The sequence below is a fragment of the Limnobacter sp. MED105 genome, from assembly GCF_000170915.1.
In the GTDB taxonomy this organism is placed as follows: Bacteria; Pseudomonadota; Gammaproteobacteria; order Burkholderiales; family Burkholderiaceae_B; genus Limnobacter.
Genome location: NZ_ABCT01000010.1, coordinates 40,276 through 66,399, shown reverse-complemented (window position 1 = coordinate 66,399; position 26,124 = coordinate 40,276). Strand labels below are relative to the sequence as shown.

General features: G+C 51.5%; 20 protein-coding genes. 7 read left to right on the top strand and 13 right to left on the bottom strand.

Annotated features, from left to right (window positions below; all coding sequences use genetic code 11):
• Nucleotides 1-6: 6 nt before the first annotated feature.
• Nucleotides 7-1,509, bottom strand: a complete 1,503-nt coding sequence (locus tag LMED105_RS10325; protein WP_040513225.1) for an alkaline phosphatase PhoX — start codon at nucleotides 1,507-1,509, stop codon at nucleotides 7-9.
• A gap of 209 nt (nucleotides 1,510-1,718) precedes the next feature.
• Between LMED105_RS10325 and LMED105_RS10320 the strand changes: the two genes are divergently transcribed.
• Nucleotides 1,719-3,716: an alkaline phosphatase gene (locus LMED105_RS10320; RefSeq protein ID WP_156799656.1), complete on the top strand. Its 1,998-nt coding sequence runs from the start codon at nucleotides 1,719-1,721 to the stop codon at nucleotides 3,714-3,716.
• Between the two features lie 32 nt (nucleotides 3,717-3,748).
• On the opposite strand, the gene LMED105_RS10315 is transcribed toward LMED105_RS10320, so the two are convergent.
• Together LMED105_RS10315 and LMED105_RS10310 are read right to left on the bottom strand one after the other, a co-directional pair.
• Nucleotides 3,749-5,467 (bottom strand): bifunctional protein-serine/threonine kinase/phosphatase, encoded by a 1,719-nt coding sequence (locus LMED105_RS10315; protein WP_008250958.1) that lies wholly within the window; start codon nucleotides 5,465-5,467, stop codon nucleotides 3,749-3,751.
• Between the two features lie 11 nt (nucleotides 5,468-5,478).
• Entirely contained in the window at nucleotides 5,479-6,948 is a 1,470-nt protein-coding gene (locus LMED105_RS10310; RefSeq protein WP_040513223.1) for a NarK family nitrate/nitrite MFS transporter, read from the bottom strand.
• A 330-nt stretch (nucleotides 6,949-7,278) separates the two neighbouring features.
• Here LMED105_RS10310 and LMED105_RS10305 point away from each other — a divergent pair, with 330 nt between their 5' ends.
• Nucleotides 7,279-7,941, top strand: coding sequence for a hypothetical protein (locus LMED105_RS10305; RefSeq protein WP_040513198.1), 663 nt, complete (start codon nucleotides 7,279-7,281; stop codon nucleotides 7,939-7,941).
• An 11-nt stretch (nucleotides 7,942-7,952) separates the two neighbouring features.
• Here LMED105_RS10305 and LMED105_RS10300 read toward each other — a convergent pair whose 3' ends face one another.
• From LMED105_RS10300 to LMED105_RS10290, 3 genes are all read right to left on the bottom strand, one after another.
• The gene (locus LMED105_RS10300; RefSeq protein WP_008250952.1) at nucleotides 7,953-8,198 is read right to left on the bottom strand and encodes a hypothetical protein; all 246 of its coding nucleotides are present in this window, start codon (nucleotides 8,196-8,198) and stop codon (nucleotides 7,953-7,955) included.
• 20 nt (nucleotides 8,199-8,218) lie between these two features.
• Nucleotides 8,219-8,479: a hypothetical protein gene (locus LMED105_RS10295; RefSeq protein ID WP_008250951.1), complete on the bottom strand. Its 261-nt coding sequence runs from the start codon at nucleotides 8,477-8,479 to the stop codon at nucleotides 8,219-8,221.
• A gap of 93 nt (nucleotides 8,480-8,572) precedes the next feature.
• The gene (locus LMED105_RS10290; RefSeq protein ID WP_008250950.1) at nucleotides 8,573-9,388 is read right to left on the bottom strand and encodes a hypothetical protein; all 816 of its coding nucleotides are present in this window, start codon (nucleotides 9,386-9,388) and stop codon (nucleotides 8,573-8,575) included.
• A gap of 286 nt (nucleotides 9,389-9,674) precedes the next feature.
• Between LMED105_RS10290 and LMED105_RS10285 the strand changes: the two genes are divergently transcribed.
• Nucleotides 9,675-10,724, top strand: a complete 1,050-nt coding sequence (locus LMED105_RS10285) for a copper resistance protein NlpE N-terminal domain-containing protein (RefSeq protein ID WP_008250949.1) — start codon at nucleotides 9,675-9,677, stop codon at nucleotides 10,722-10,724.
• A gap of 5 nt (nucleotides 10,725-10,729) precedes the next feature.
• Here the strand turns inward: LMED105_RS10285 and LMED105_RS10280 are convergent, their stop codons facing one another.
• Nucleotides 10,730-11,953: a trans-acting enoyl reductase family protein gene (locus tag LMED105_RS10280; RefSeq protein WP_008250948.1), complete on the bottom strand. Its 1,224-nt coding sequence runs from the start codon at nucleotides 11,951-11,953 to the stop codon at nucleotides 10,730-10,732.
• Nucleotides 11,954-12,145: 192 nt separating this feature from the next.
• Here LMED105_RS10280 and LMED105_RS10275 point away from each other — a divergent pair, with 192 nt between their 5' ends.
• A complete protein-coding gene (locus LMED105_RS10275) occupies nucleotides 12,146-12,859 on the top strand; it encodes a hypothetical protein (protein ID WP_008250946.1) in 714 nt (237 codons plus the stop codon).
• 5 nt (nucleotides 12,860-12,864) lie between these two features.
• Nucleotides 12,865-15,753, top strand: a complete 2,889-nt coding sequence (locus tag LMED105_RS10270; RefSeq protein ID WP_198006838.1) for an EAL domain-containing protein — start codon at nucleotides 12,865-12,867, stop codon at nucleotides 15,751-15,753.
• Here the strand turns inward: LMED105_RS10270 and LMED105_RS10265 are convergent.
• The 4 genes from LMED105_RS10265 to metE form a co-directional block, all read right to left on the bottom strand.
• Nucleotides 15,723-16,622 (bottom strand): mechanosensitive ion channel family protein, encoded by a 900-nt coding sequence (locus LMED105_RS10265; RefSeq protein WP_008250919.1) that lies wholly within the window; start codon nucleotides 16,620-16,622, stop codon nucleotides 15,723-15,725. The genes LMED105_RS10270 and LMED105_RS10265 overlap by 31 nt on opposite strands.
• Nucleotide 16,623: 1 nt before the next feature.
• On the bottom strand, nucleotides 16,624-18,384 hold the full coding sequence (locus LMED105_RS10260; RefSeq protein ID WP_008250917.1) for a cation:proton antiporter: 1,761 nt from the start codon (nucleotides 18,382-18,384) through the stop codon (nucleotides 16,624-16,626).
• 24 nt (nucleotides 18,385-18,408) lie between these two features.
• Entirely contained in the window at nucleotides 18,409-19,602 is a 1,194-nt protein-coding gene (locus LMED105_RS10255) for an acetyl-CoA C-acetyltransferase (RefSeq protein ID WP_008250915.1), read from the bottom strand.
• Nucleotides 19,603-19,682: 80 nt separating this feature from the next.
• Nucleotides 19,683-22,031, bottom strand: a complete 2,349-nt coding sequence (gene metE, locus LMED105_RS10250) for a 5-methyltetrahydropteroyltriglutamate--homocysteine S-methyltransferase (RefSeq protein ID WP_008250913.1) — start codon at nucleotides 22,029-22,031, stop codon at nucleotides 19,683-19,685.
• Nucleotides 22,032-22,127: 96 nt separating this feature from the next.
• On the opposite strand from metE, the gene LMED105_RS10245 reads away from it, so the two are divergent.
• Complete coding sequence (locus LMED105_RS10245) at nucleotides 22,128-23,060, top strand: LysR family transcriptional regulator (protein ID WP_008250911.1); 933 nt, start codon at nucleotides 22,128-22,130, stop codon at nucleotides 23,058-23,060.
• 438 nt (nucleotides 23,061-23,498) lie between these two features.
• Here LMED105_RS10245 and LMED105_RS10235 read toward each other — a convergent pair whose 3' ends face one another.
• Nucleotides 23,499-23,996: a hypothetical protein gene (locus LMED105_RS10235; protein ID WP_008250898.1), complete on the bottom strand. Its 498-nt coding sequence runs from the start codon at nucleotides 23,994-23,996 to the stop codon at nucleotides 23,499-23,501.
• A 93-nt stretch (nucleotides 23,997-24,089) separates the two neighbouring features.
• Complete coding sequence (locus tag LMED105_RS10230) at nucleotides 24,090-25,052, bottom strand: sodium-dependent bicarbonate transport family permease (protein ID WP_008250896.1); 963 nt, start codon at nucleotides 25,050-25,052, stop codon at nucleotides 24,090-24,092.
• A 114-nt stretch (nucleotides 25,053-25,166) separates the two neighbouring features.
• Between LMED105_RS10230 and LMED105_RS10225 the strand changes: the two genes are divergently transcribed.
• Nucleotides 25,167-26,063 carry a LysR family transcriptional regulator gene (locus LMED105_RS10225; RefSeq protein ID WP_008250893.1) on the top strand — a complete coding sequence of 299 codons (897 nt, stop codon included), beginning with the start codon at nucleotides 25,167-25,169 and terminating at the stop codon, nucleotides 26,061-26,063.
• Nucleotides 26,064-26,124: the final 61 nt, after the last annotated feature.

Genomic DNA, 26,124 nt, shown 5'->3' with positions numbered 1-26,124 from the left:
CTTGTGTCAGGTGGGCGACACAGCGGAATCAACCGCGGTTCGGAATTCTTCCGGTATCAAGAGTTCATAGGTGGCCCCAGTGCCCGGTAAGTTGGGCAGGCCGGGCAAAGCTGGCAGGTTGGGGCCGCGCTGGTTGCTGAAGTAAAGCCGTGAGCCATCCGGTGAGAAGGCGGGGCCAGCCAGTTCACTGCCACCACCGGTAATTTGAAGCAGAATTTTTGCGGGCTTGTTGGGAATCATCACCATCAAGCGCATGGCATCGCCATCTTCGGCCACGATGACATCGCCAGCCGGGCTGATGACCAGATTGTCAACGTCGTCAAAGCCGGTGCCTTCAGCCAGTTGGCTATTGTCGAAGACCACCTCAATCAAATCATTGTCGATATCCAGTGCGTAAACCCGGTTGTCGCCCTTGCAGGCGAAGAACACCACAGCGCGCATCGGCTTGGCCACGCCGCTCACTGAAGGTGCTTCGCCCTGCGGGAATTCTTGAATCCAGATGCCTTCACCACCCCTGAACACGGTGCCCGGAACCGGAAGACCGGCTGCGGCGGTGCGTGTACGCACTTGAGCCTGCGGGTTTTCTGGTTCAAGCGCATCGACCCACTTCACACGGTGAACACGTTGGGCCACGGCAATGTCTTCCTGATAAGCGCCGGCTTCAAAACCAACAATTTCCAGAACTTGCAGCTTGCCTTGCTCCATGTTCAAGCCCATTTGCCCATTGACTGCCGGGCGTAGCTCGCCCTCCGACACAAAACGGTACAAGCGGCCGTCGCCCGCGTCTTCGGTCAGGAACAAGGTTTTGGTGGCCATGTCTACGGCAACAGCTTCGTGATTGAACACACCGAGCGCTGGCAATGCGCGCGCAGTTGCCGTGCTGCCCAAGGGGTCACATTCCGAGGTCACGCCGGTTTGCGTTTCTTCGCAGCTAAGCCAGGTTCCCCATGGCGTTGCTCCGCCTGCACAATTGCGAGCTGTTCCGGTCAAAATTCGATAGGCTGATTCAATGTCACCTTGTGAATTGAACCTAAGCGCGCCCACGCCACCTTGTGGTGCTTCGGTTTCGCTGTTGGATACATAGACCCAACCGCCATCTTCGGTCGGGAAGACTGCACCACCATCCGGAAACATATGCCAGTTATAACCGGTCAATCCCAGTAAATCGGGAATACCCAACACAGGGTTGCTCAAATGCCTGGCCACTGGGCGTACGGTAAAACCAGCTGGCGCAAAAATATTGTCTACACCCGTGGCCACCAATTCGCCAATGCCAGCCAAAGGCCCGGCTTGCAGGGGCAATTCCATGGCCAAAGGCCCAAGACTCGGCGGGTTTACCACAGGCGGGTTCCCGGTTTCATTGGGCCCTGTGGGTGTAGCCGTGGCTAGTGATGCATCGGAATCTGAACCGCACGCGCTCAAGAATGGCAGGGCCGAAGCACCAGCACCAAGAAACATGGCCCGCAATAAAGCGCGGCGTTTGAATGAGGGAATGGCTGGATGATGCATGGCGAAACCTGTAGAAATGTAGAAAGCGGCACCATTTGATACTGCGCAACCGGGCACACGGTTTGGGTAAAGCACTCAGTGTGACTAGCCACGCTTTTGACATATTTCAGAATCAAAACGAGTCATCTAGTAAGCCTGCTCTTTTGTATTTTCAATCCTTTCCGGGCTTTGGGCAGTACAAGCTAGAGGAACAGAGCAAAGGTGGCAGGATGAAGCGGCGGGATGTGTTGAAAGTGATGGCGGCAAGCACTTTGGTAGGCTGCGGCGGGGGCGACGATTCGCTGGTGACCAGCAACCCGACTGGACCCGTGGGGCCTTCTGATCCGGGCACTGGCGCGCCAATTGCCAGCAATGAATTCGAGCAGGCCTTGCCACAGCCAGGGTTCGAACCCGCTGGTTTTGACTTTCCCATGGTGTTGGCCATGCCATTTGCACACGGGGTGGCCAGTGGCGACCCCTTGGCCGACCGCGTTATTTTGTGGACTCGAATTACCTTGCCCGAATACCCGCCACAAGGTGTGCAGGTGCGCTGGTTGGTGAGCACCACTGCCGACATGCAAAATGTAGTGCGCCAAGGCACACAGCGCGTGGTGGCAGAGCATGACCACACCTTGAAAGTAGACGCACAGGGTTTGCAGCCCGCCACCACTTACTACTATCAATTTAAAACTGGCCCACACAGCAGCATTGTAGGGCGCACGCGCACTGCACCCGCAGACATGGTTTCAGCCATTCGCCTGGCCGTGGTGTCCTGTTCCAGTTATTGGTCCAGCACTTGGAGCGGTTACGGCGCAATTGCGCAACGTGAAGACCTGGATTTGGTCATTCATTGCGGCGACTACATTTACGATTTTGTGGATGAAGATGAACAGGTACGCGCCCGACGCGACATTGAAGACACCGCGTATGTGGATTATCGCGACTGGTTGAACATCGACGAATGTAGAAGGCGCTATGCGCTGTTTCGTTCAGATCCAAACTTGATGGCCGCGCACCAGCAACACCCTTGGTTTATTACCTGGGACAACCACGACATCGACCCAGGCTTTGGCAATGAATTGCCCACCACCTTGCCCGAGGGTGTTGAGTCCACTTGTACCTTGCTAGACACCACACGCGCCTTTTGGGAATGGACCCCGTCCCGCCCGGTCAAAGCCGATGGCAGTGGCGAATTCATTTTTTATCCTGACACTGAATACCCCGCACCAGTTGATCCTTTACTGGTGTACCGCAGTTTGAACTACGGCCCGCTGGCCAGTATTCGTGCCTTGGACACGCAAAGTTATTTGCCAGGTTATGGTTTGCAGGCCGATGCTTCCCATTTGCCAGAAGGCGCACCCACCTTGTTTGGAAAACCTCAATTTGACTGGCTGCTTTCACAACTGCGCCAAGACGAGGCCGACGGAGTGGTGTGGAAAGTGCTGAACAACCAAACCTGGATTGCGCCTTGGGTGGTGCCCAATGTGGTGGGCTCGCCAGTGGTGCCATTGCCTGTGCGCTGGAACGATTACAACACCGAACGGAATTTGTTGATTTCGCAATTGCGCGGCGGTGGAGCAATGCCCCCCGTGAATGGCACTGTGTTTGTCTCCGGAGACATGCATGGCAACTGGATTTCTGATGTAGTTGAGGACGATCAAACCGCATTGCTGAATCAGTATCAAGTGGCACCACCCGTGCCCACTTTGAGGCAGGGAACCTCTCCAGAAAATATTGCGGCCGGTTTTCAGCGGGCTGCAACGGCCAATTTGCCTGGTATTAACTTGCGCGCAGCTTCAGCCGCAGTCGAATTTGCACCCTCTTCAATGGGACGGGGTGGGGCGGATGAAATTGTAGCCAACGCCTTGCCCGGTAGTCCATTTGCTGTTCATGTGGCCGCTAGCCGCGCCATTGAAACCGCCACCATGCTGGGCAACAAGCATGTTCAATTCATGGAATGGGTGGAACATGGCTACGGTATTGTGCAGTTGGAGCAAGACAAAGCCGTATTTGAATGCTGGTGGCAAAACAAGCTGCAAGACAATGCACCCGATGTACTGGGTGTGCAAATGGTGAGTTTTGCAAACGATGAGCCCACCCGTTTGCCCACACCGCGTTTCAAAAACCAGGTCGATTCAGTCACCTTGCACGGCATGCCTGTTCAAGCCAGCAGCAGTTCACGGGCAGCGCCTTTGGCCCCGGTGCCTGCGCAGGTGTTGGCGCGTTAGTTGGCAAGTTAGTTGGCAAATTAGTCGGCAAATTAATTAAGCACAATTTGAATCAGGTTCAGCACCAGCAAAACCAAAGCCAGTACCTGCCAAATTACAACCGGGTTTTTTTCAATCAAAGGCTGCCTGGCCAAGCTGGCTTCCAGCTTGGTGTTGGGTACAGTCAGGTCTTGCAGAAATTCGCTCAGCGCATCATAGCGGTAACGCGGGTTGGGTTGAAGCGCTTTGCGAAGGCAGGCTTCCACCCACAGGGGCAAATCACGACGCGGGTGGTTGGCGGGAATGTAGCGCAAATCGCTGTAGCTTTTCAGTTCAACTTGCTTCACGGTTTTCTCTGCAAACGGCAAGTGGCCCGTCAGCATTTCATAGACCACCACGGCCAGTGAAAACAAATCGGATTTGAAAGTACCCACTTCACCCATCAGGTATTCGGGAGCCACATAATTCACACTGCCTTGTGGCACCGATTTGTCCAAGGGTGAAATCAGTTCATCGGCACCCGCAATCAACACTGTGCCGAAGTCCAGAATTTTCACGCACCCTTGTGAATCAATCATGATGTTTTCGGGTTTGATGTCCTGGTGCACCATGTCGGCGCGCTGAAAGGCCCGCAGCCCTGCCACCACTTGCTTTACAATGCGCCGCACCGCATCCATACCGGGCTTGGGGTTGTCGTACATCCATTCACGCAAGTTGATGCCTTCGATGTACTCGCCCAGGTAATACAGAAACTGCTTGGGCCGTTTCGGTACATGCGTGCGCATCACGTTCACATGTTGAACGCTTTGCCCCACCCATTCTTCGCGAACAAATCCGCTCAAGTACATGGCATCTTCAGCGAAGTTCAAGGAAGGGGCTTTCAGCGTGAATTGTTCGCCGGTTTCCATGTCGCGCACGCGGTACATGTGGCTGCGGGTTCCGCTGAAAATAATCTCAAGTACTTCATAGCCATCTATTTTATTGCCCACCTGAAGCACTGGCGGTATGGGCAATTGCGTCAACTTTCGGTGTACTTCGTCCAGCGTTTCATGGGGCAGGGCGTCGATGGCCATCAACAACACAGTCAGGTTGTCGTCGCTGCCAGCACTCAAGGCCGCTTGCACCAAGTTTTGGGCAAGTCGTTCCAAATCGCTCGTGCCATGTTCCGCAATCAAGCCAAGTATTTCCGGGCGCTTCAGCACGCCGTGAACCCCATCGGTACTTAGCACCACCAAGTCACCCACCTGCAATTCATGGGTGCTGTAGTCCAGTTCCAGATGCCGGTCTGCGCCCAGTGCGCGCGACAAGTATTCCTGCCCGCGCTCGGTACGCACATGGTCTTGGGTGAGGCGCTCTATTGCATCGCCACGCACGTGATAAACCCGTGAATCGCCCACATGAAAACAGTGTAACGTGATGGACTTCAACACCACCGCGCTGAACGTGGTCAACAGGCTGTCGTTGTGGCTGGCACGGTTGGTGTTTTGCTGATAAATCCAGGCGTTCAAGCCAGAAATAATTTGCCGAGCTGATTTGTGAACGCTCCAGGTGTAGGGCGTGGAAGAATAGTCCTCTAGAAAACTGGTCACTGCAGTTTGGCTGGCCACATGAGAATCCGCGCAACTGCTAACCCCATCTGCAATGGCGGCCGCGGCGCCTTTGAGCAAGTTCGATTCGGCTTGCCCACACCAGGCGGCAAAGGCATCCTGATTCACAGGCTTTTGCCCTGCGATGGAATAACCCCCAAAACGAACTTGCAGTGTGCTGCTCATATTGCTTTTATTCACCCCACGCGGATCAGTTCAACCGTACCGTCTGCTTTTACCTCAGCCATGTGGCCTTGTGGTTCTTCCATGAACAGCAGTGTAATAAAACCCACCACAGCAGTTAAAGCAATCACGAAGAAGAAAGCCTGATAGCTGACAAACGACAACACCGTGAGGTAAACCACTGCACCTACATTGCCGTAAGCGCCAGTCATGCCCGCAATTTGACCAGTCAGGCGCCGCTTGATCAATGGTACGGCTGCAAACACGGCACCTTCACCAGCCTGCACGAAAAATGAACAGGCCATGGTGGTGATTACGGCCAGCCACAGGGGCCAGCTTGATTCAGTCAAGCCCATCAATGCGTAACCCACGGCAAGGCCGGCGGTGAGAATAAGCAAGGTGCGTTTGCGACCGAACTTGTCGCTGATCCAGCCGCCACCGGGCCGCGACATCAAGTTCATGAAAGCGTACATCGAGGCTACAAGGCCGGCATACACCGGGCTCAGCGAAAATGTTTCAGAGTAAAACAGTGGCAGCATCGATACCACGGCCAATTCAGAACCAAAGGTTGCAAAGTACAACACATTCAACACTGCCACTTGTTTGAATTTGTAGCGGTGCAATTCAGGGACCGGGACTTTGAAAATATCACTGTTCACCTTGTAGGCACCATAGCAGTCGTACACAAGTATCAGTAACAGAAAGCCGTAAATGGAATTGGCGGCAGCGCTGCTCAACATGCTGACACCTTCTGGCGACAACTTCCAGGTTAACAAGGCCAGTGCTGCGTACATGGGCAACTTCATCAACAGCATGAAATAGAAGTCGCTGACGCTGGTCACTTCCATGCCACCGCTTTTCTTGGGCTTGAAGTAGGTAGAGCCTTTCGGTGTATCGCTGACATTGAAATACCACACGAAACTGAACACCAGGCAGATCAGGCCGGTCAGCGCAATTGAATAGCGCCAGCCATCGGGACCGCCAAACATTAGCGCGAGGGTAGGTAGCAACATGGCAGCGCCTGCCGAGCCGAAGTTACCCCAACCGCCGTAAATGCCTTCAGCCGTACCCAACTGGTGCGCAGGAAACCATTCACTGACCATGCGAATGCCAATCACGAACCCTGCACCGATAAAGCCCAATAAAAAGCGGGAGATGGCGGCCTGCGCAAAGTCGGTTGAGAACGCGAACATGAAGCAGGGAATGGCCGAGACAAACAGCAGTACCGCGTATACAAGGCGGGGACCAAATTTGTCAGTCAACATGCCGATCAGTATTCGTGCCGGAATGGTCAGCGCCACGTTCAAAATTAACAATGTTTTGACCTGTTCCTTGCTTAAGCTCAGTGATTCTGCGATCGCACCCAGCATGGGGGCATGGTTGAACCACACAAAGAAAGTAATGAAAAATGCGATCCAGCTCATGTGCAGGATTTTCATTTTTCCCGCAAAAGAAAACAGATTCAGTTTGGCATGGTCGTTCATAACGAATGGCTCTTTTTTGAAATCAAAATAAAAAGCGCTCACCTTCTGAACGAACCTCTGGATTCATTCAAATGGTGAGCGCCTTTGCCCGTTTTTGCTGCAAATGAAAACCTCGCGCACTCAAAAGGTGCACCTGGCCCTCCCACACAGTCTCGATTTCCGGCTTTGGTCTCCAAAACTGCGTGTATGCATGTTGCAATGCAGAAACTGTGCCAGCTCGCAAGCTGTGAACCAAGAATGTCTATCACGGTCTATGCAATATGGATAAAATGAACAGGCCTTATCAGGCAGTGGTTCTTGCAGTAACTCCAGCAGCAAAAGGTGATTCAAATGCGTATGTTCAGCGTGTCAACAGGTGTGGTTCTAGGGGCTTCCTTGCTTTTGAGTGCATGTGCTTCCATGTACAGCGTTCGGCCCGTGGTTGCCGAGAATCAGGTGCCCGTTCAAAACCAGGGTTTTGAGTCTTTGAGCTCAAGTAAAAAACACACCGTACAGGTTGGTTCCGTGTACAACTCGATGCGTCAATTCGATAACCCGCGGTTCAACGTGACATTCGTGAATAAAGGCAAGTTTCCCGTCGAGTTTTCGACAGAGAACATCACCGTGACATTCAATGGTCAACCAGCCACTGTGGTTAGTTATGAAGCACAAATTCAAGATGTTCAGAATCGGCTTTCTTACTACGGTTTCAGGGCGCCAATTTTCTACAGCCCGTTTTATCACCCTCAGTTTTATCGAGGTTTTCACGGAAGTGGCTTTTTGTTTCAAACCGATTTCAATGACAGGCTTGATGTGCAACAGGCCTTTGCAGACTTTGATCGAATTCAGAAGTACAGCTTAAAGCCGAAAGTAGTGCGACCTGGTGAGCAAACACAAGGTGAAATTATCGTGGCCAAAAAGCTATCGGCCAGCAGCGCGCAAGACATCACTGTGACTGTGCGTGTTGACGATGACACGCACAAGTTTGATTTTGGTTACCTTCAAACCAATTGATCAGGGTTGATTTACTGGAGTTCAGTGATTTTCCTGAACTCCTGAAGCTTTGCCCGCAAAAAAAGAATCATCGCTTCACGGTCATGTAGTTCTGCACTCAGGTACTCCACCACCGTGCTTAATTGTTCCACTTCGGCCGATCGTTTTTGAATCAACTCACTGGCGCGCTCTTGCAGTTTGGCCAGTTGCCGGCAAAGTGCGTCGTTTTCAATCAGCAAAGTGTCCATCGATTTATTCATGTAGGCTTCGACTTTCATGGGGCAATTTCCTTCATGAATCAATGAAGCGCACCACCTGCATGCCGGCGGTTTTGGCTTTGCAAGGTGGGGTGCTCCAAAGCTTGTTTGATCCGTTGAATTTCGGCTTGTGCAAAGCCCATCATGCCCAGCAAATCCCGAAAGGCGGTGGCTTCAAAACGCATGGTCATGTAGTGAAGGCAGAGCGATACTACCTCGGTTTCCTGGCAATAATAGACTGAACCGTTTTCGCTGCCTGCCAGCCATTGACCCAGTTGAGCTGTACAGTTTTCCTGCTGCATGAAGAACTCCCGATTTATTCAAATGAGAATTCATCGTAAATGATAATGATTATCAATACAAGTGCTTTTTGCAGTTCTATGGTGGTGCGGTACTTAGTTGATATTTGTCTTTCGCACCAACGTCAGTTTGTTACCGATCGGGCTGCTTTGCTCGCCCAAAATTCCTTTCTCGGTCACCAGCAAATCGGTACTGGAGAAAAGTGGTGGCCTGCCTTGCATAACCTGTGAGGTGCCTGTTGAAAAGGTGAGTGGGTTGAAGCCATCTGTTTGCTCGCCGAGAAAGTTGAGTTTGATGACTTGTCCCGTTAAAAAGTAAGTGACAGCAAAACCATCGGGGAGAATTGAGAAATCGTCAGGAAGACTTTGCAGCGTAGCCAAAACCAAAGGCATCCCTGCAGATCCGTCGTTTTGAATGGGCACCACATTCAAACGGCCCAGGTTTGGAATTTCTGAATCGGTGAAGTAAAGCAGATTACCCCTGCGTTGAATGCCGTTTGGAAAGCGACCTGCCAGGTCTAGCCAGGTGGTTTGGTTTTCAATTTGAAGTGGGTTGCTGGCTGCAATTTTTAGCTTCACAATTTTTGGCGAAGGCAGAGAACTGGTCGCAATGGGCCCATCCACGGCATACAAAGTTTGGCCGTCCGCACTGCTGGTTAATCCGTTGGCCAATGCCATGCCTTCATAGTTGAAGACAGGCGATATTGTGACTGGCGTTTGGTTCAATGCGCCCGCCCAAAGCGTGCCGTCCCCGCAATTGGCATAAAGGGTATTTCTGGCGATCGCCAAACCAGTGAAATTGCATACGCCGCTTGAAATAGTTTGCGCTGCGAAATCATCGCCGTTTTTCAGCACTTCAATAACAGACTGTCCGCCAGACACAAACAGGCGACCGTCAGCTGAAAAAATCATGTTCTCCGCATCTGGGACTGTCAATAATTCCTGCAAACTGGCGCATGCGTTGTTAAAGCAAGGGCTGTTCTGTTCGAATGATGATGGGTTCGTGCGTGCTGCTGGCAATGTTGTGGGCTCTCCACCTGTGCATCCAAAAACAAACGGCAGAACAATGCAGAGCGACCAAAAAACCCGGGTTTCAGAATGCATGCAACAAACTCCTCAAGAGATGAAGCTTGTACTTTGAGTAGAAAAGTTTGGATGTAATAATTAAAAATCAACAAATTTGCTGGAGTAGATTCCCATGTTCGAGAAACTCTGTGTGGGAGCATTGATGGCTTTTGTTTTTTGGCATCCCGAATCTGTCAATGCCACCGAGGCTGTGCCAGTTCCATTGCCCCAGTTACCTGCCACATTTTCTGGCACTTTGCCTTGCGCCAGTTGTGAGGGCATTCAAACCAGTATTACCTTGCAAGCTGATGGTACTTTCTTTTCCCGCCAGCTTTATGAGGGGCAGGCTTCGCCCAATCAAGCCAACGATCTAGGGCGTTGGGTGATGTCGCATTACGGCAATATCGTTGTCATGCAGGGGCAAAATTCTGAGCAGCGTTATTTCCGGGTGAAGTCCGCTGATTCACTTGAAATGCTGGATCTGGAAGCGCGCAGCATTTTCTCAATACTCAATTACAGCCTGAACCGCACCCCCTCAGCGGAAACGCTGGACTTGAAGTTGTTTCCACTCAATGGGCTTTATCGCTATTTTGCAGATTCCGGCCGTTTTACAGAATGTGCAAGTGGCTTGGACTTGCCGGTAGTGACCATGGGTGACAATGCAAAGCTGGAGAATGCGTATCTGCGACTTCGCGCTGAACCTGGGCAAGCCCTGCTTGCAACGGTTTATGCGCATATCAAGCCAGCGCCGCCCATGGAAGGGCAGAACAGCACGCCGAGTTTGCACCCCCTTCGGTTTGAGAACATTGCAAAGGGCGATTGTGCTCCACGTCTGTACTCTGCAAGTTTGAAAGATCAGTTCTGGACCTTGGTTCAACTGAAAGGCAAGCCGGTGGTGTTGCCGGAGACAGGGCGTGCTCCAGGTCTGATGTTGCATACCGATAACAGCCGTTTAAGCGGCTCTGGGGGTTGTAACCAGTTACTTGGTTCGTATTCAATGGATGGGCGTTTTGTTCAGTTGAACATGGTGGCTGCCACACGGATGGCCTGCTTAAGCCCTGGCAATGTGGACGCTGAACTGATTGAAACGCTGACCCAGGTTAAAAGCTGGAATATTCTGGGTCAGCGTATGGAATTGTATGACCAGCTTGGACGTTTGCTGGCCCGGTTTGAAGCGCGGTGATTGCGTTAGTCCTGTAACAACTCGAAAGCAAGCCCCGCGTGCTGTTGCAAGCGGCTTATTAACTGCTCACCCATGAGGGAAGCAGGGGTCCAGAATCCGCCAGCGTGTTTTTGAATGTCCAAAGCCAGGCACACTGCAGCCTCTCCCAGCATTTTCCCGGTTGAACCATAACCCGGATCCATATCGCCAGTTACTTTGGCCGTCAGAGTATTGCCTTTGCTAGTGGTGCCATAAAAGCGCAAATCATAAGAGCCGCGCTGTTGAGACGTTTCACTAGGGCCTTCGCCTGGTTTGGGTACCACGAATTTTTCAAGGGCCCAGCGTGTGGGCGGCAGTGCAGCACCAATCAAAAACCCGGCCATACCGCTGGCCAATCCCATCGCAGTCATTCGACCTTTGAATCCGTTGCCGGTCATCATGGCTTCGTCGTACTTGAATTCTTTTCCGTATCCGTAGTTTTGCAGGGCATTGCTTCGATGCACTACACGGGTGTTGATACCGGCCATGACAAATGGGGCTAGCCAGCTTTTAGCCACTGGGTCGAATTCTGCGAAACTGACATTGGGTTGGCGAGCGGCCAGGCGGGCAGGGGATATCAAATACGGGTTGGCCAATTTCTTGGCCAGCGAGCGGTCTGCTGCAACCTCGCGCGTCACGTTGATCATGCTGGCCACGGTGCCGCCTGAAAATTCGCCTTTCAATTTTCTAACCCGCATGCGGATTTGTTGGCAAGGTTCACCGTACTGAACACTGGCGGCTTTTTGTAAAAACAGAACGCCAAGATCAGAGGGTATGGAGTCGAATCCACAGCAATGCACAATACGTGCACCACTTTGCTTGGCGGTGTCCTCATAGGCTTCAATCATCCGTGCAATCCATTGCACTTCGCCGGTCAGGTCGCAGTAGTCGGTGCCGGTTTCAGCACATACTTTCACAAGGCCCGAACCATACAGGGCGTAAGGCCCCACCGTTGAAACCACCACTTTGGTTTTTGAACACAGGTTTTGCAAATCGGCTTCTTTGCTGGCGTTGGCCAAAATGGTGGGGAGTTCCCGGGCCTGCTCACCCAAGCGATTTTTCAGCACGGCCAGCTTGTCGGCATCACGCCCGGCAATAGCCCATTTGATCTCGCCATTCAATCCATGGCGTTTCCACAAATATTGCACCAAAATTTGACCAACAAAGCTGGTCGCCCCGAAGACGATCAAGTCGAATTCTTTCTTTTTCATTCTGCGCTATCTCCTGAATTTATTGTGTTTTTCAAGATTCTCTCACACTCAATAAACCTTGTATTGATATTCCGAATACTGATTATTCATAGGCCCTAAGGGTGATAGGGAGTGACCGGAGCTTTAACCCGATCGGGGGGACGCAAATTGGATGTGGAATATTTAAGGTGAATCCATACTTCGGAGAACACCATGGCCACTCTTTCAGCAGTCAACTTTCTGTTCGATTCAAGCTCGCAACTGTTGCCATTCTGGATCGCGATTGCGACAACTGAGCGCGAACTGGAACTGGCTGCCAAAGCCCGACAACTAGCGTATGGAAAACACTTGCCGTTGCTCGGCGAAAAGTTGGCCGTACCGGATGGCGATGATCGACATCCCGACTCTGCTGTGCTGTTGGCTTTCTCAAAGCTGGACGGAAGTTGCATTGGTACTGTGCGTATTCAAATTGCCAATCAACAGCAGCTTCGTCTTGAAGAATCGTATGCTTTGCCCAAGGCCTTGAGAGCCGGGCGAATTGCTGAAGTATCCAGACTGGCCATACCTGCACGTTCCAACGGATTGGCGCTGCGGTTGATGCTGATCAAGGCGGCATACTGGTACAGCAGGGCAAACCTGGTGGATCGATGTTTTCTCTGCGTGCGCTACCCCGTTGACAGGCAATACCGCCGGTTTGAACTTGATGATGTGTTGCAACCTGATGAATTTGTAGAGATGAAACACATCGGCATGATTCCTCATCGAATTCTCTGGTTTGATGTATTTCAAATCGAGGCACGATGGTTGCTCAGTGCAAATCCACTTCACTCTATTTATTTCTCAAGTTCACATCCTGATTTGTTACAGAACATTCAGATGCGTACCTTGCAACTGGAAACGCAAAGTCAATTGCGCTCCATTGGATGATATCCATGCCTATTGCTGTCGCAGCGTCATTCCAGAGAACGCCTTGGGTACCTGTTCTGTCGGTGGTTTTGCTGAGTTTTTTTCTGCTGGTGTCTTTTGTCAATTTGTCGGTGCTCAATGAGAATAGCCCCCATGAAGTGCCGTTGGTATTTTCAAGTCTTGCCGAGGAAGAGGTAGAAGGCAGTTTGTTCCGGGTGGTCGATCAACTAAAAAGTGAACCCGAGCAGCCCGTGTTGCGTACCCACCTGAAGGAGAGTCCATTCTGGATTTACGCAGATTTGCAAACCAGCATGGCAAGCCAGTACGAGCAAATATTTTTTCGATCAAGGCATTTGGTACAGTCCACCTGCTGGCTTGACTACGAAAACGGTTCACTGCAAGAAGTACAGCTGAACACCAACCAGGGGCGTGTGGTGTCTGCGAATCTGGACAATTCAGTCAGTTTGCAGGGCGTGCTTTGCCAGTTCAAGTTTATCGGGCCTGCCAGCCTGGAAATCGGCTTGCAGACATCAGCAGACCTTAACAAAGCCATTTTGATTTCAGAGCGCCGACAAAGTTTTCTTGAGGGCGTTCTTTATCTCATGATCGGCATGGTGGCGGTGGCGGCGTTCATGACCCGCAGTGCCCTGTTTGTCAGTTACGGCTTTTGGTTGTTCGCCAGTCTTCGATTGGTGGCCCTGTCGGAGGGGTGGGATCATTCAATTTTTGGTTTCGATCTGAAATCAGACCCGCTCATGCGAGCCCGCATGTTGGCCCTGGCCATGTACTTCACCTCGACAGTACTGATTGTGTGGCACCTGTTCGAAAACATTCGACGAGAATCGTGGCTGGGGGTTTTGCGTGCCTTGCAATGCGCCAGTGTTCTGCTGACTGTCTTGGCACTGTTTTCACCATACCGTACTTTTCTCGAACTGTTTTGGCCGATAAGTTTGGTGGCGGCTTCTGCTGTGGCGTGGGTGGTCATCCAGAATTTTCTGGAGAAACGGGACCGAGTGGCCATTTACTATCTTGCAGCAATGTTGATTTCCCTGACCGGTGCCGTGGCTGAAGTGTTGTCAGCCTGGTTTGATCAGCGTTTCTTGCTGCAGTACTTCAACAGTGCTTCAGTCACTGTGCTGGCCAGTGTGATGACTGCCGTTGCCTTGGCCGAGTTTCTAAGGAAAACGCAATGGCAGCAGCAACAGGCTGCGCAGGAAATCAAACAGGCTCACGAGCGTCTGGAGAGTATTTTTGATATCGCACCTTCAGCCATGTTCACTTGTACTCGCCATGGTGAACTGATCCACTTTAACAAGCAGTTCACCAATCTTTTTCTGAACCGCGAAGGAACACCAACCCTCGACTTTCTTCAATCACAGCGCCTTGCTGCTTTGTTTAATTTACTGGAACAACCAGGGAAATCGTCTCGGCGTGAATTGCCTGTTGTGAGCGCTGAGGGGCAAACACGTTGGTATGAATTGGTGGTGAGTCGCGACCATCGGGAATTGGTTGGGGTTGTTGCAGACTTCACTGCGAGAAAAGACCGAGAATTGGCGTTGCAATATCAAGCCACGCATGATGAATTGACTGGTGCCCTGAATCGGCGAGGACTGCAAAATATCATTCACAACAAACTGAACAGGCGCACCGCCAGCTTCACCTTCTTCTGTGTGGAGATTCAGCAGTTCTCCCGATTGATCAGCGCATACGGTCTTGCCGTTTCGGACCAGTTACTGCAAGCCTTTCATACCGAGTTGTATCGACATATGAGTACGCATGGCGAGATATCACGCCTGCATATTGACCAGTTCGCAATCATGATCCACCCGAACGACACTGAGCGGGCAGAAGAAGCCTTCAATGCATTTTTACATCGGCTTGATTCCGTGCCTTTTCAGTTTGATGGTCGATGTATTCAAACCACCGTACTGGCCACACTGGTGTTTCAGGGCTTGGTTGACAATGTGCTCGATGTCATGGAAACGGTTGAGATGTCAATGCGAGAGTCCAAGCTCAAGGCCAAGCGCAACAGCAAGGTAGAGCGCGTGGTTTTTGAACAAAATCAGACTCGCAGTCTGCTTGATCAATCCCGGACCATTCGCCGGCTTGACGATCAAAAACTGCCCACTGGCCTAACCCTCGCGTGGCAGCCCATACTGGCCTTGAATGAGTGCAACGGTCCTTTGTATGCCGAGGCCTTGTTACGCATCAAAGACGAAAATGGCAAGCTGGGGTCAGCAGGCTTTTTGATTGAAGCTTGCGAACGAGGTGGGCACACCGCATTTTTGGACAACTGGGTGTTGAGCCATACACTCGATTTTCTTGCGAAACACGCCCAACAGTTGGACAAGTTGAGCGTGTTGAGTATCAATGTATCGCCTGGTTCATTGAATGATGAAATTTTTCTTCAGGACACACTGGCCTTGATTCGGGCGCATCAGCAACATGCCTCGAAATTGTGTCTGGAAATTACAGAGGTCGGTTCGGTGATCAATCTTCAGGCAGTTCAAAATTTCATTGAACAGGTGAGAGGTCTGGGCGTGCGGATTGCACTGGATGACTTCGGCGCGGGGTACAGCAATTTCAGATACGCGATGGACCTACACGCTGATGTGATCAAGATTGATGGATCGATTGTGAAGAACATTTGCCACAGCACAGAAAGCCATGCGGTGGTTACCGCAATTGTTGGCTTGGCCCATGACCTGGGTTGCAAATGTGTGGCCGAGTGGGTAGAGGATTTGCACACGCTGAGAGAAGTTAAAGAACTTGGTGTCGACTATGTTCAAGGTTACCTGGTGTCGCCGGCAGTAGAATGCGAGCGTTTTCTGGGCTTGGGCAGCGCCCTTGAGTTGATGCCCGACCAAAACCGGGCACGTCTGGTTCAATCTGTCTTGGAATCAGGTTCTGCTTGAACAGTGCTCAACTCGCCGTACTCTACCCAGAATCGTTTCACGATTGATTTTTCGAGTTGCCCCCGCTTGTTGAGCGGGCAAGCAAACCTCAAGGTCATGCGCAAGCATTTTTCGTCGATGCTCGCCCAAAATACCTCGGGTCTTGCTTTGGGTAAATCCACAAAGTTGTCGCGTTCTACAGCCGAGAAATGACGTTCGGCTTCTTCTATCCAGTGCTTGCCCGCCTCATTGGCCAGTTTAAGCGCAAGTGTTTCGGCAGCCTGAATTTTCACGGACTTGTCGAAGTTAAAGTCGATCAGATGTATGCCGTATGAGCCATACACCGAGAGGTTTTTCATGGCCTGCGTAAATACTAGGCTGTTGGGCAAAGAAAGCAGGCGACCCGTTTGTTTTTTCGATGGGCCAATTTCCGCCAATTCGAAGGTTACAAAGCCTGTATTTACCAGTTGCCCCGTGAATTGGCCAACTTCAATGGTGCTGCCGATCTTCAGGCTTTTGTTCAAGGAAATAACCAAGGCACCCCACAGGCAAAGAATAAATTCCTTGCTCACAATCAATAGGGCACCACCAATGGCAGCCAGAGAAATCAGAAAACCTGTAATTTGGCCAGACCACAATGCGAGTACCAACAAAAGACCGGTGACCCAGACAATGTTCTTGCGCCTAACCCAAGTGGCCCGCACATTGCCCGTTTGCGGCGGTGTGAGCTTTGTTTCCCGCAATAGCCTCCAATGCATCAAGCGGTTGATGGTGGTGGCCAGCATTAGAATCGCGATGGACAGGATTAGCTTGCCAAGCCGGCCTTCCAGAAAATTGAAAACCTGTTCAACCGTGGGTTCGAGGTCTTTGAAAAATTGAAGAATTTCCATCTTAGCTTCTGTTGGCTGCCCGTTGATCTTGCTGGAAGATGGCCTCGAGTTCCTCGCGCCCCTGTCGACCTATTTCAATGACTTTCTCGCTATCACCCAGCACCTTGGCCTGCTTGTTCAGCAGGCTTTCATCGTGCTGCTTGAATGTTTCCGCTTTTTGCATAGCCTGACCGTCGCTGTAGCCCAGCGCGTGGAGTGCTTCGGTGGCTGCCTCCAGCGCGCCCGCGAAAAGTTCACGCACCACGGAATGTGCACCTGCAGCTTTCAATGCAAGGTAATCGTTTCGATTGTGCGCACGGGCGATGATGGTGATTTTCGGGTAGTGATGAACAATGAACTCGACAATGGCTTGCGACATTTTTGGGTCATCAATCGCAACGATCACGGTACGCACTTTTGAAATACCCGCGGCCTCCAGAACCTCGGCTCGAGAGGCATCGCCGTAATACACCTGATTGCCAAACTTTTTCACGAACTCAATGTGCTCTGCGTTTTTATCGAGCGCCGTAAAACGGATTTGATTGGCTGCAAGAATACGGCCAGTGACCTGACCAAATCGCCCGAAGCCAAGAATGAGCGCTTCTGATTCACTGGTGTCAAACTTCTCAATATTCTCGGGAGTTTTCGCAATCTGTTTGTCGGTGAATTTTTCAAACCACAACACCGCAGGTGCGGTCAGGGCCATTGAAATACCGATCATCAAATTGACCATGCCTGCCGTTCCTTCACCCAACAAACGAAGGTCCATGGCTTGGGCCATGATCACGAAACCGAATTCACCGCCTTGGCACAGCATCAGGCCCAGCATCAGCCCGCGCGGAAAGGGCACGCCTGCCAGCATCACCAAGCCAATAATGACCAGTGCTTTCAATGCCATGAGCCCCAAGGTGCCAAACATCACGGTGAGTGGAGAGTCGATCAGCAAACCGAAATTCAGTGTCATGCCGATCGAGATGAAGAACAGACCCAGGCTCAGGCCTTTGAAGGGTTCTACGTCGGCTTCAAGTTGATGGCGAAAGGATGAGTTGGCCAACATCATGCCTGCCATGAATGCACCCAAGCCCATGGACAGGTTGGCATGTTCCATGACCACGGCAGCGCCCAACACGATCAGCAGGGCCACTACGGTCATGATTTCCCGCCCGCCATAGCGCGATAGAAAGTGTAGCGCTGGGTTGATCAGGAAACGCGCAAACACAATCAAGCCAAGAATGGCGGCGGGTGCCAGCCACCACTGGCCGGGATCGGTATCCGGCTCAATGGGGGCCAAGGCCTGCACGGCAAATAGAATTGGAACCACTGCCAGGTCTTGGAACAGCAACATGGAAAAACCGCGCCTGCCGTCTTCATTGCCCAAAATACCTTTGTCAGCCATTAATTGGATGGCAAACGCTGTGGATGAAAGCCCCAAGGCCAAGGCAATGACCAAGGCCGCGTTGCTGTTCATCTCGAACATGAAGGCCAGTACGCCGTAAATAACGCCCGCAGTGATCAGCAACTGACCAGAACCCAGCAACAGCACTTGGGCTCGCATGGCCCACAGCTTTGCGGGTTCCAGTTCAAGGCCAATCACAAACAACAGCAAGATGACGCCAATTTCAGAGAAGTGCAGTACCTTTTCCGGGTCATCGATCAGCCCTAACACCTGCGGGCCAATGACTACACCGGCCGCCAGATAACCCAAAATTGCGCCCAGGCCCAATTTCTTGAACAGGGGCACCGCCAGGGCAGCAGCCAGTAAAAAGTAAACAACACTTTCCATATTTTCGTCTCGCGATATTTTTTGTTACATCAGTTCGATGGCCAGCGCTGTGGCCTCACCGCCGCCAATGCACAAGCTGGCCACGCCGATTTTTCCATTTGTCTTTTTCAATGCGCCAATCAAAGTACATACAATTCGGGCGCCGCTGGCTCCGATAGGGTGACCCAGGGCACAAGCCCCACCGTGAATGTTTACTTTGTCAGCAGGCAGGTTCAGGTCAACCATGGCCGCCATCGTCACCACCGCAAACGCTTCATTGATTTCAAACAAATCAACTTGTGCAGCAGTCAGGCCAGTTTTTGCAAACAGCCCCTGTAACGCACCAACGGGTGCTGTGGTAAACAAGCTGGGTTTTTGCGCATGGGTGCTGTGCCCCAGTATGCGCGCAAGGGGCTTGATTCCAAGTTTTTCCGCATGGCTTTGTTTCATCATGACCACAGCGGCAGCGCCATCCGAAATAGATGAGCTGTTGGCTGCCGTCACTGTGCCGCCTTCACGGCGGAAGGCAGGTTTCAAGGTAGGTACTTTGGCTGGGTCGGCTTTCAAAGGCTGCTCATCAGTGCTGATCAGTTCAGTGCCTTTGCGGCTGGCCACTTCAATGGGGGCAATTTCCCATTGAAAGCTGCCGTCTTCAGTGGCTTGTTTGGCGCGAGCCAGTGAGCGAATGGCGAATTCATCTTGTGCTTGTCGGGTGAAACTGTACTGGTCCGCGCATTCTTCTGCGAAGGTGCCCATCAGCCTGCCTTTGTCGTAAGCATCCTCCAGGCCATCGAGAAACATGTGATCCATCACTTGCCCATGCCCCATGCGCATGCCGCCGCGTGCTTTGGGCAGCAGGTAGGGTGCGTTGCTCATGCTTTCCATGCCGCCAGCCACTGCCACCTCGGTGCTGCCAGCCAACAAGCTGTCGTGCGCCATCATGATGGCTTTCATGCCGGAACCGCACATTTTATTGATGGTGGTGCAGGCGCTGCTCAATGGCAAACCGGCAGTGAGCGCAGCTTGGCGGGCGGGTGCTTGCCCTTGGCCTGCTGGTAACACACAACCCATGATGACTTCATCGACTTTTTCTGAGAGGGTGGGGTGCCCGGCGCGCAACACGGCCTGTTGAATGGCGTGAGCACCCAGTTCACTGGCCGTAAAGCCAGACATGCTGCCCTGAAAACCGCCCATTGGAGTGCGAGCGGCGGATACGATCACGATGGGGTCGTGGTTCATGGTGTGGGGTCTCCGGGAAAATAGGTGTTATTGCGCCTATTTTCCCGTGCCCACGGGGGTTTTACACCCCAGCTCAGCAATTATGCTGCAGTTTTTTCAGACCTGTTTTCAGCGTGAAGTTCATCCCGCAACACTTGAGTCGCCTTAACCATCATAGCCAAAGCAGCCTCTGTTTCCTCCCAGCCTCGGGTTTTAAGGCCACAGTCGGGGTTCACCCACAGGTTTTCGGGGGGAATAACTTGTGCCGCTTTGCGAATAAGGCGAACAATTTCATCCTGGCCTGGCACGCGGGGTGAATGGATGTCATACACACCCGGGCCAATTTCATTGGGATAATGGAATTCGCCAAAGCCGCGCAGCAATTCCATGTCGGAGCGGCTGGTCTCGATGGTAATTACATCGGCATCCATGGCTGCAATGGCGGGCAGAATGTCGTTGAATTCGGAATAACACATGTGCGTGTGAATTTGCGTGTCATCTCGCACGGGGCTTGCCGAAATGCGGAATGCCTTGCTGGCCCATTGCAGGTAATCATCCCAACGCGCTTTGCGCAAAGGCAAGCCCTCGCGGTAGGCGGGTTCGTCAATTTGAATCATGCCAATGCCGGCTTGTTCAAGGTCGGCCACTTCATCACGAATGGCCAGGGCAATTTGAAGCGCTGTGGTCGCACGAGCTTGGTCGTTACGCACGAAGCTCCATTGCAAAATAGTGACAGGGCCAGTCAGCATGCCTTTCACGGGTTTTTCACTCAGGCTTTGGGCAAAGCGGGCAACATCCACTGTCATGGTTTTTTGGCGGGCCACGTCGCCAAACAGTATGGGTGGCTTCACGCAACGTGAACCATAACTTTGTACCCATCCATTGGCAGAGAAGGTAAAGCCTTCCAATTGCTCACCAAAATATTCCACCATGTCATTGCGCTCGGCTTCACCATGTACGAGTACGTCCAACCCAATCCGTTCTTGAAACTCGATCGCTTGGCGAATTTCCTGGCTAATGTGCTGCCAATAGGTGGTTTCGTCAATTTCGTTTTTCTTGAACCGTGCGCGCAAGTTACGAATATTTTTGGTTTGTGGAAACGAACCTATTGTGGTGGTCGGGAAGGCAGGCAGCTTAAAACGCTCGCGCTGCACTTGCTGGCGAATGGCAAATTCGCTGCCACGTTGGTCAGCTGTTGGGGCCAGTGCTGCAAGGCGGGCCTTGACTTCTGCATTGTTCAACAGCGGGCTTTGCGTGCGCTGTTTTACTGTGGTTTGGTGCTCATTCCACAAAGTGGCCAAAGCACCTGTCAGTGTTTTGCCTTGTAGTTGTGTTTTGGCGGCCTGCTTCAGAAGTTCAAGTTCTTCGAGCTTTTCAATCGCGCCGGCCAGCCAGGGCAATACCTGCGGATTCACGGTGGTGTCGTTGTTGAACCGGTAGGGCACATGCAACAGCGAACAACTGGGTGCGAGCCATACCTCACCTTTGCCAGCATCAAAAGTTTTGCTTATTTTGTTGAGTGCGGCTTCCAGGTCAGTTTTCCAAATATTGCGTCCGTCGATCAAACCCAAGGACAGCACCTTGTAATTGGGTAGCCAGTCCAGTACCAAGGGCAAGTCTTCTTCGGCACGCACGCAGTCAATGTGCAAACCATCCACAGGCAGTTTGCACACAGGGCTGGTGTGCCCCTGCGTGGTTGAAAAGTAAGTGGCCAGCAAAATTTTTATGCTGCTGCTTTTCAGTTGCAGGTAGCTGCGCTCGAAGGCCGCCAGGTAATTGCCAGGCAAATCTAGTCCCAATACAGGTTCATCCAGTTGCACCCATTCAATTCCATGTGCTTTAAGTTCAGCCAGAATTTGTCCGTACACAGGCAGCAGTTTTTCAAGTAGATCGAACTGCTCAAAACCAGTCTGTTTGCTTTTGCCCTGATACAGAAAAGTGAGTGGACCGATCAGACTGACCTTGATGGGATGATTCAAGGTTTTGGCTTGTTCAATTTGCTCTACAAGGCTTGCTGTATGCGCTTTGAACACCGTGCTTGAAGTGAACTCTGGCACCATGTAGTGGTAGTTGGTGTCGAACCATTTGGTCATTTCCAGTGCCCAGGTTTCGTGAACATGGGCGCAGCTGTGGTTCTCGGTTGATTTTCCACGAACCATGGTGAAGTAGCGTTGCAGCTTCGATTGTTCAGCCTTGAACTCAAACCGTGCGGGCTCGCAACCCAGCAATTGAATGTGGTCTGCCATTTGATCGTAAAAAGCAAAGTCGCCTACAGTGATGAAATCAAGCCCGGAATCAATTTGTGCTTGCCAGTGTTTCAGGCGCAATTCGTGCGCGGTTGCGCGCAATTCTTCCTCAGTGGTTTCTCCGCGCCAGTGGCTTTCCAGCGCAAACTTCAATTCACGGTTTTCACCGATTCTGGGAAATCCAAGGGTGTGCGTCTTAATCATGGTGTTTCTTCTTGTCTATTAATTAAAACATCATGATCGGTATAAACAGGGTATTATTCAAACGAATAATATTATCGAAAATAGTGAATTGTATTCATGGCAAAAACCATTCTTGAACTGCGCCACCTGCGCACACTACAAGCCATTGAGCAAACAGGAAGCCTGAGCCGCGCGGCCGATGTGCTGTGCATTACTCAAAGCGCGGTGTCACATCAAATCAAGGCGCTTGAAGACTGGTTCGGCGAAGAACTGGTGTACAAGCAAGGTGGCCAAAGCCGATTCAGTGTTGTTGGGCAACGACTATTGCAGCTTGCAGGCCAGGTGCTGGGGCAGGTTGACCAGGCCGAACTGGATATTCTACAAATGAAGCAGGGCGCAGGCGGTCCGCTGCGTGTGGCCGTTGAATGCCACACCTGCTTTGACTGGCTGATGCCATCAATGGACGTGTACCGTAACCGGTGGCCAGAAGTTGAACTGGACATTGTTTCCGGTTTTCATGCCGACCCGGTGGGGCTGCTGCACAAGGGCGATGCGGAACTGGCAATTGTGTCCGAGCTTTGCGAGGAAGAGGGCATTGTTTCCTTCCCGCTATTCCGGTTTGAAATGGTTGGCCTTGTGCCTGTGGATTCAAAACTGGCCAAGCGTGCGTATTTGAAGCCATCCGATTTTGCAGGTGAAACCTTGTTAACCTACCCGGTACCCGACGACATGCTGGACGTGATCAAGCATTTTTTGATGCCCGCGGGTGTGCAGGTGAAACGCCGCAGCAGTGAACTGACCGTGGCGCTACTTCAACTTGTGGCCAGCAAACGCGGGCTGTCCGCTTTGCCAGCTTGGGCGGTGAAAGGCTACGTGGACCGCGGTTATGTGGCCCAAGTGCGTTTGGGTAGAAAGGGTTTGATGTCGACCTTGTATGCAGCTTTGCCCAAAGCGATTGCCGGTAAGCACTACACCGCTGATTTTGTGGCGGTGATGCGTGAAGTGTGCGCCCGTGAACTCGATGGAATTGAGTTGTTGGGTGATGACTAGAAAACTTATTCCACAAATACGTTGCAATATTCAAGGGTATATTTTCCGTTGGCCGACCTGTTGATGTAGTGCCTAGTGTCAATCTTTAGGAACACTGGAGTTGTGTCTTCAATATTGTTTGTTCTTAGACGCTCCAGTAATTCCCATCGAGATTTTTGAACTTGGTTAGTTTCGTTTTTTATTGGTTCGATGCCTTTGAACCGGAGCTGAATTGTTTGTTTGCAATTGGGTGCTTTGATTGGAAAAAGGTTTTTATCGATCAGTATTTCAAACTGCGACCAGTTTCTGACAAAAGACTCAAAAGTGGTGTGGGCATCTTGATTGACCTTCAGGCCGTTCGTTTCAGAAATATAAATTGTAGGGCCCTCGATAAACTGAATTTGCTCGGCCGAAAGTGAAGGTATCTGTGTGCTACCTAATATTGTGAGAGCTACGAATTTATTTAACATCACAAACCAGCTCCCCCACCGTTTGATTCCACACCTCAACATATTTGTCGGGGAATCCTTTGCCTAAAATCGTGTTGTAGTATTTTTTCCAGTAATTGGCCATGCCTACAATGTCTCCCGTGGCAGGGATTGCTTCTTTCACTCGGGCGTAATGTATGCGTGCCATGGCTGTTGCATACAGATCGTTGTTAATAAGTTCCTCTTCCGAGTTGGCTTTGTGGCTTGTTTTGAATTGCAACACCTTGTCGGCAAGAGGTTTACGATAGCTGAGATAATTGTTCCAAATGTCGTCATGCGTTGCCATTTCCATTTGATACAAGCCGCGGGCCGGTCCATTTCCCATCTGTTTTCGCCAGGTTAATCGGCTTTCAACCAATGCTGTTCCAAGTAATAGTTCAGAGATATTTTCGCCTCCCATATTCATTGTTTTGAGCGTGGGAATGATGATATCTCGATGAAAATAATGACAAATGGCTTTGGTTGGCATGTTGGCTCCATGAAATCAAGAGCAAAAGCGTAAGCCAGCGACCATGGGAGTTCAAATTCAGTGATTTCTATTCACTCATTGTGATTAGCCCGCTTACCAGCCCGCCAACTGAACATACACAGGTATGCCCACCAAAATATTCAGCGGAAATGTAATGCCCAAGGAAAGTCCGACATACAAGCTGGGATTCGCCTCCGGTATGGCATAGCGCACCACCGCAGGAACAGCAATATAAGAAGCACTGGCGGCCAGCACCATCAGCAAAGCCGTGTCGCCCACACTGGCGCCTGTGGCCTTAGCCAAAAGCCAGGCCAGGGTGGCGTGTGCAATGGGTGCGATCACTGCGTAAGCAATCATCCAGCGCGAGACCGATTTTAATTTTGGAAGGTGTTTGGCTGTGGTCAAACCCATGTCGAGCAGGAAGAAAGCCAGCATGCCTTTGAACAAGTCGCCAGTGAAGGGTTGCATGGCCTGTTTGCCCTCGGCGCCACTCATGTAGCCAATCAGCATGGCACCCAACAATAACAGTTGTGCACCTTCGGTGAACGATTCTTGCAGTAAATGTGCAAAGCCCTTTCCGGGCACCGCGTTTGCATTGACACCTTGGCCCTGTTTGCGCGCCATGTTGGCAAACAGCACTGCCAGAATAATGGCGGGCGATTCCATCAAAGCCATAGCAGCAGCCATGTGACCACCGTAGGCAATGTCAGATTTTTCCAGAAACTGCACAGCGGTAATAAAAGTAACTGCGCTGACCGAGCCATAGGTGGCTGCAATCGCGGCGGCGTCGAAAGCAGAAACGCAACGTTTCAAAATCGGGTAGCTGATCAAGGGCACCAACACGGCTAGAACAACAGCACTGCCCAAACCTCCAAGCACTTGCGTATTGAACCCCGATTCATGCAGCGCAAAGCCGCCTTTCAGGCCAAGGGCCATCAGCAGGTACAGGGAAAGGAATCGACTGACCTGTGCTGGGATTTCAAGATTGGACTTGACCAGTCCGCTGAAAATACCCAGAAGGAAGAACAGAATGGCGGGGTCGGTGAAGTTGTTCATGATGCGCGGAATATTGAAAGTGCCCCCATGCTATGCACAATGAACAATCATGTAAAATCAGAAAAAAAGAAAATATCATCATTAAAAGGTTATGTAATTGGCGATGTATAAATCATGAACCTGACTCTTCGGCAACTTCACCTGTTCACCGCGCTTGCCCGCCTCAAAAGCATTACAGCGGTTGCGCGGCATTTTCATGTCACCCAACCCACGGTGTCCATGCAAATGAAGGAGCTGGCCGAATCGGTGGGTTTGCCTTTGTACGAGGTCATCGGCAAAGCGGTCTACCTGACACCCGCCGGCCTTGAGCTGGAAACAACAGCGCGCGCCATGCTGGCTGAACTTGAAGGCTTTCAGCAGCGTATTGATGACATCAAAGGCTTCAGGCGCGGCAAGCTCACCGTGGCTGTAGTGAGCACGGCTGAGTACTTTGTGCCGCGCTTGCTGGGCGACTTTTGTGCAAAGTACCCAGAGGTGGAAATTGCCCTGGAGGTGTTGAACCGCAATGGCGTTATTCAGAGGCTTGAGCACAATCTGGATGATCTCTACATCATGTCTAAACCACCTGCAAATCTTGACGTAGAGGCCCGGGCTTTCATGACCAATTCTTTGCAGGTGGTTGCACCCGCTGAGCACCCCTTAACCCAGCGCAAGCGTATCAAGCACACCGAATTGGCGCGCTACCCGTTTATTTTGCGGGAAAGGGGTTCAGGTACTCGTCTGGCGTGCGATTCTCATTTTGAAAGCCTGGGTTTCGAGCCCACGGTGCGGCTCGAACTGGGTAGCAATGAGGCCATAAAACAGGCTGTGCAAGGCGGTATGGGTTTGGCAGTTTTGTCAGAACACGCTTTAAATGCTGGTTCGGCGACCGATGGCCTTCAAATATTGAATGTGCAAAGTTTTCCCATTCACGCGAACTGGTACACAGTGCGGCCCAACGGCAAGAGACCTTCGCCGGTGGCTGCCGATTTCTGGCGTTATTTAAATGTAGATTTAAAGAAAGGGCGTTGAAATTCTTATCAAAGATTAAAAACGAACGTTCGTTCGAATTCATCCTCCACCGTGCAGGTCT

Coding starts and splice junctions, on each gene's coding strand:
- LMED105_RS10325 (WP_040513225.1), bottom strand. CDS start 1,509: ATGCATCATCCAGCCATTCCCTCATTCAAACGCCGCGCTTTATTGCGG.
- LMED105_RS10320 (WP_156799656.1), top strand. CDS start 1,719: ATGAAGCGGCGGGATGTGTTGAAAGTGATGGCGGCAAGCACTTTGGTA.
- LMED105_RS10315 (WP_008250958.1), bottom strand. CDS start 5,467: ATGAGCAGCACACTGCAAGTTCGTTTTGGGGGTTATTCCATCGCAGGG.
- LMED105_RS10310 (WP_040513223.1), bottom strand. CDS start 6,948: ATGAACGACCATGCCAAACTGAATCTGTTTTCTTTTGCGGGAAAAATG.
- LMED105_RS10305 (WP_040513198.1), top strand. CDS start 7,279: ATGCGTATGTTCAGCGTGTCAACAGGTGTGGTTCTAGGGGCTTCCTTG.
- LMED105_RS10300 (WP_008250952.1), bottom strand. CDS start 8,198: ATGAAAGTCGAAGCCTACATGAATAAATCGATGGACACTTTGCTGATT.
- LMED105_RS10295 (WP_008250951.1), bottom strand. CDS start 8,479: ATGCAGCAGGAAAACTGTACAGCTCAACTGGGTCAATGGCTGGCAGGC.
- LMED105_RS10290 (WP_008250950.1), bottom strand. CDS start 9,388: ATGATTTTTTCAGCTGACGGTCGCCTGTTTGTGTCTGGCGGACAGTCT.
- LMED105_RS10285 (WP_008250949.1), top strand. CDS start 9,675: ATGTTCGAGAAACTCTGTGTGGGAGCATTGATGGCTTTTGTTTTTTGG.
- LMED105_RS10280 (WP_008250948.1), bottom strand. CDS start 11,953: ATGAAAAAGAAAGAATTCGACTTGATCGTCTTCGGGGCGACCAGCTTT.
- LMED105_RS10275 (WP_008250946.1), top strand. CDS start 12,146: ATGGCCACTCTTTCAGCAGTCAACTTTCTGTTCGATTCAAGCTCGCAA.
- LMED105_RS10270 (WP_198006838.1), top strand. CDS start 12,865: ATGCCTATTGCTGTCGCAGCGTCATTCCAGAGAACGCCTTGGGTACCT.
- LMED105_RS10265 (WP_008250919.1), bottom strand. CDS start 16,622: ATGGAAATTCTTCAATTTTTCAAAGACCTCGAACCCACGGTTGAACAG.
- LMED105_RS10260 (WP_008250917.1), bottom strand. CDS start 18,384: ATGGAAAGTGTTGTTTACTTTTTACTGGCTGCTGCCCTGGCGGTGCCC.
- LMED105_RS10255 (WP_008250915.1), bottom strand. CDS start 19,602: ATGAACCACGACCCCATCGTGATCGTATCCGCCGCTCGCACTCCAATG.
- metE (WP_008250913.1), bottom strand. CDS start 22,031: ATGATTAAGACGCACACCCTTGGATTTCCCAGAATCGGTGAAAACCGT.
- LMED105_RS10245 (WP_008250911.1), top strand. CDS start 22,128: ATGGCAAAAACCATTCTTGAACTGCGCCACCTGCGCACACTACAAGCC.
- LMED105_RS10235 (WP_008250898.1), bottom strand. CDS start 23,996: ATGCCAACCAAAGCCATTTGTCATTATTTTCATCGAGATATCATCATT.
- LMED105_RS10230 (WP_008250896.1), bottom strand. CDS start 25,052: ATGAACAACTTCACCGACCCCGCCATTCTGTTCTTCCTTCTGGGTATT.
- LMED105_RS10225 (WP_008250893.1), top strand. CDS start 25,167: ATGAACCTGACTCTTCGGCAACTTCACCTGTTCACCGCGCTTGCCCGC.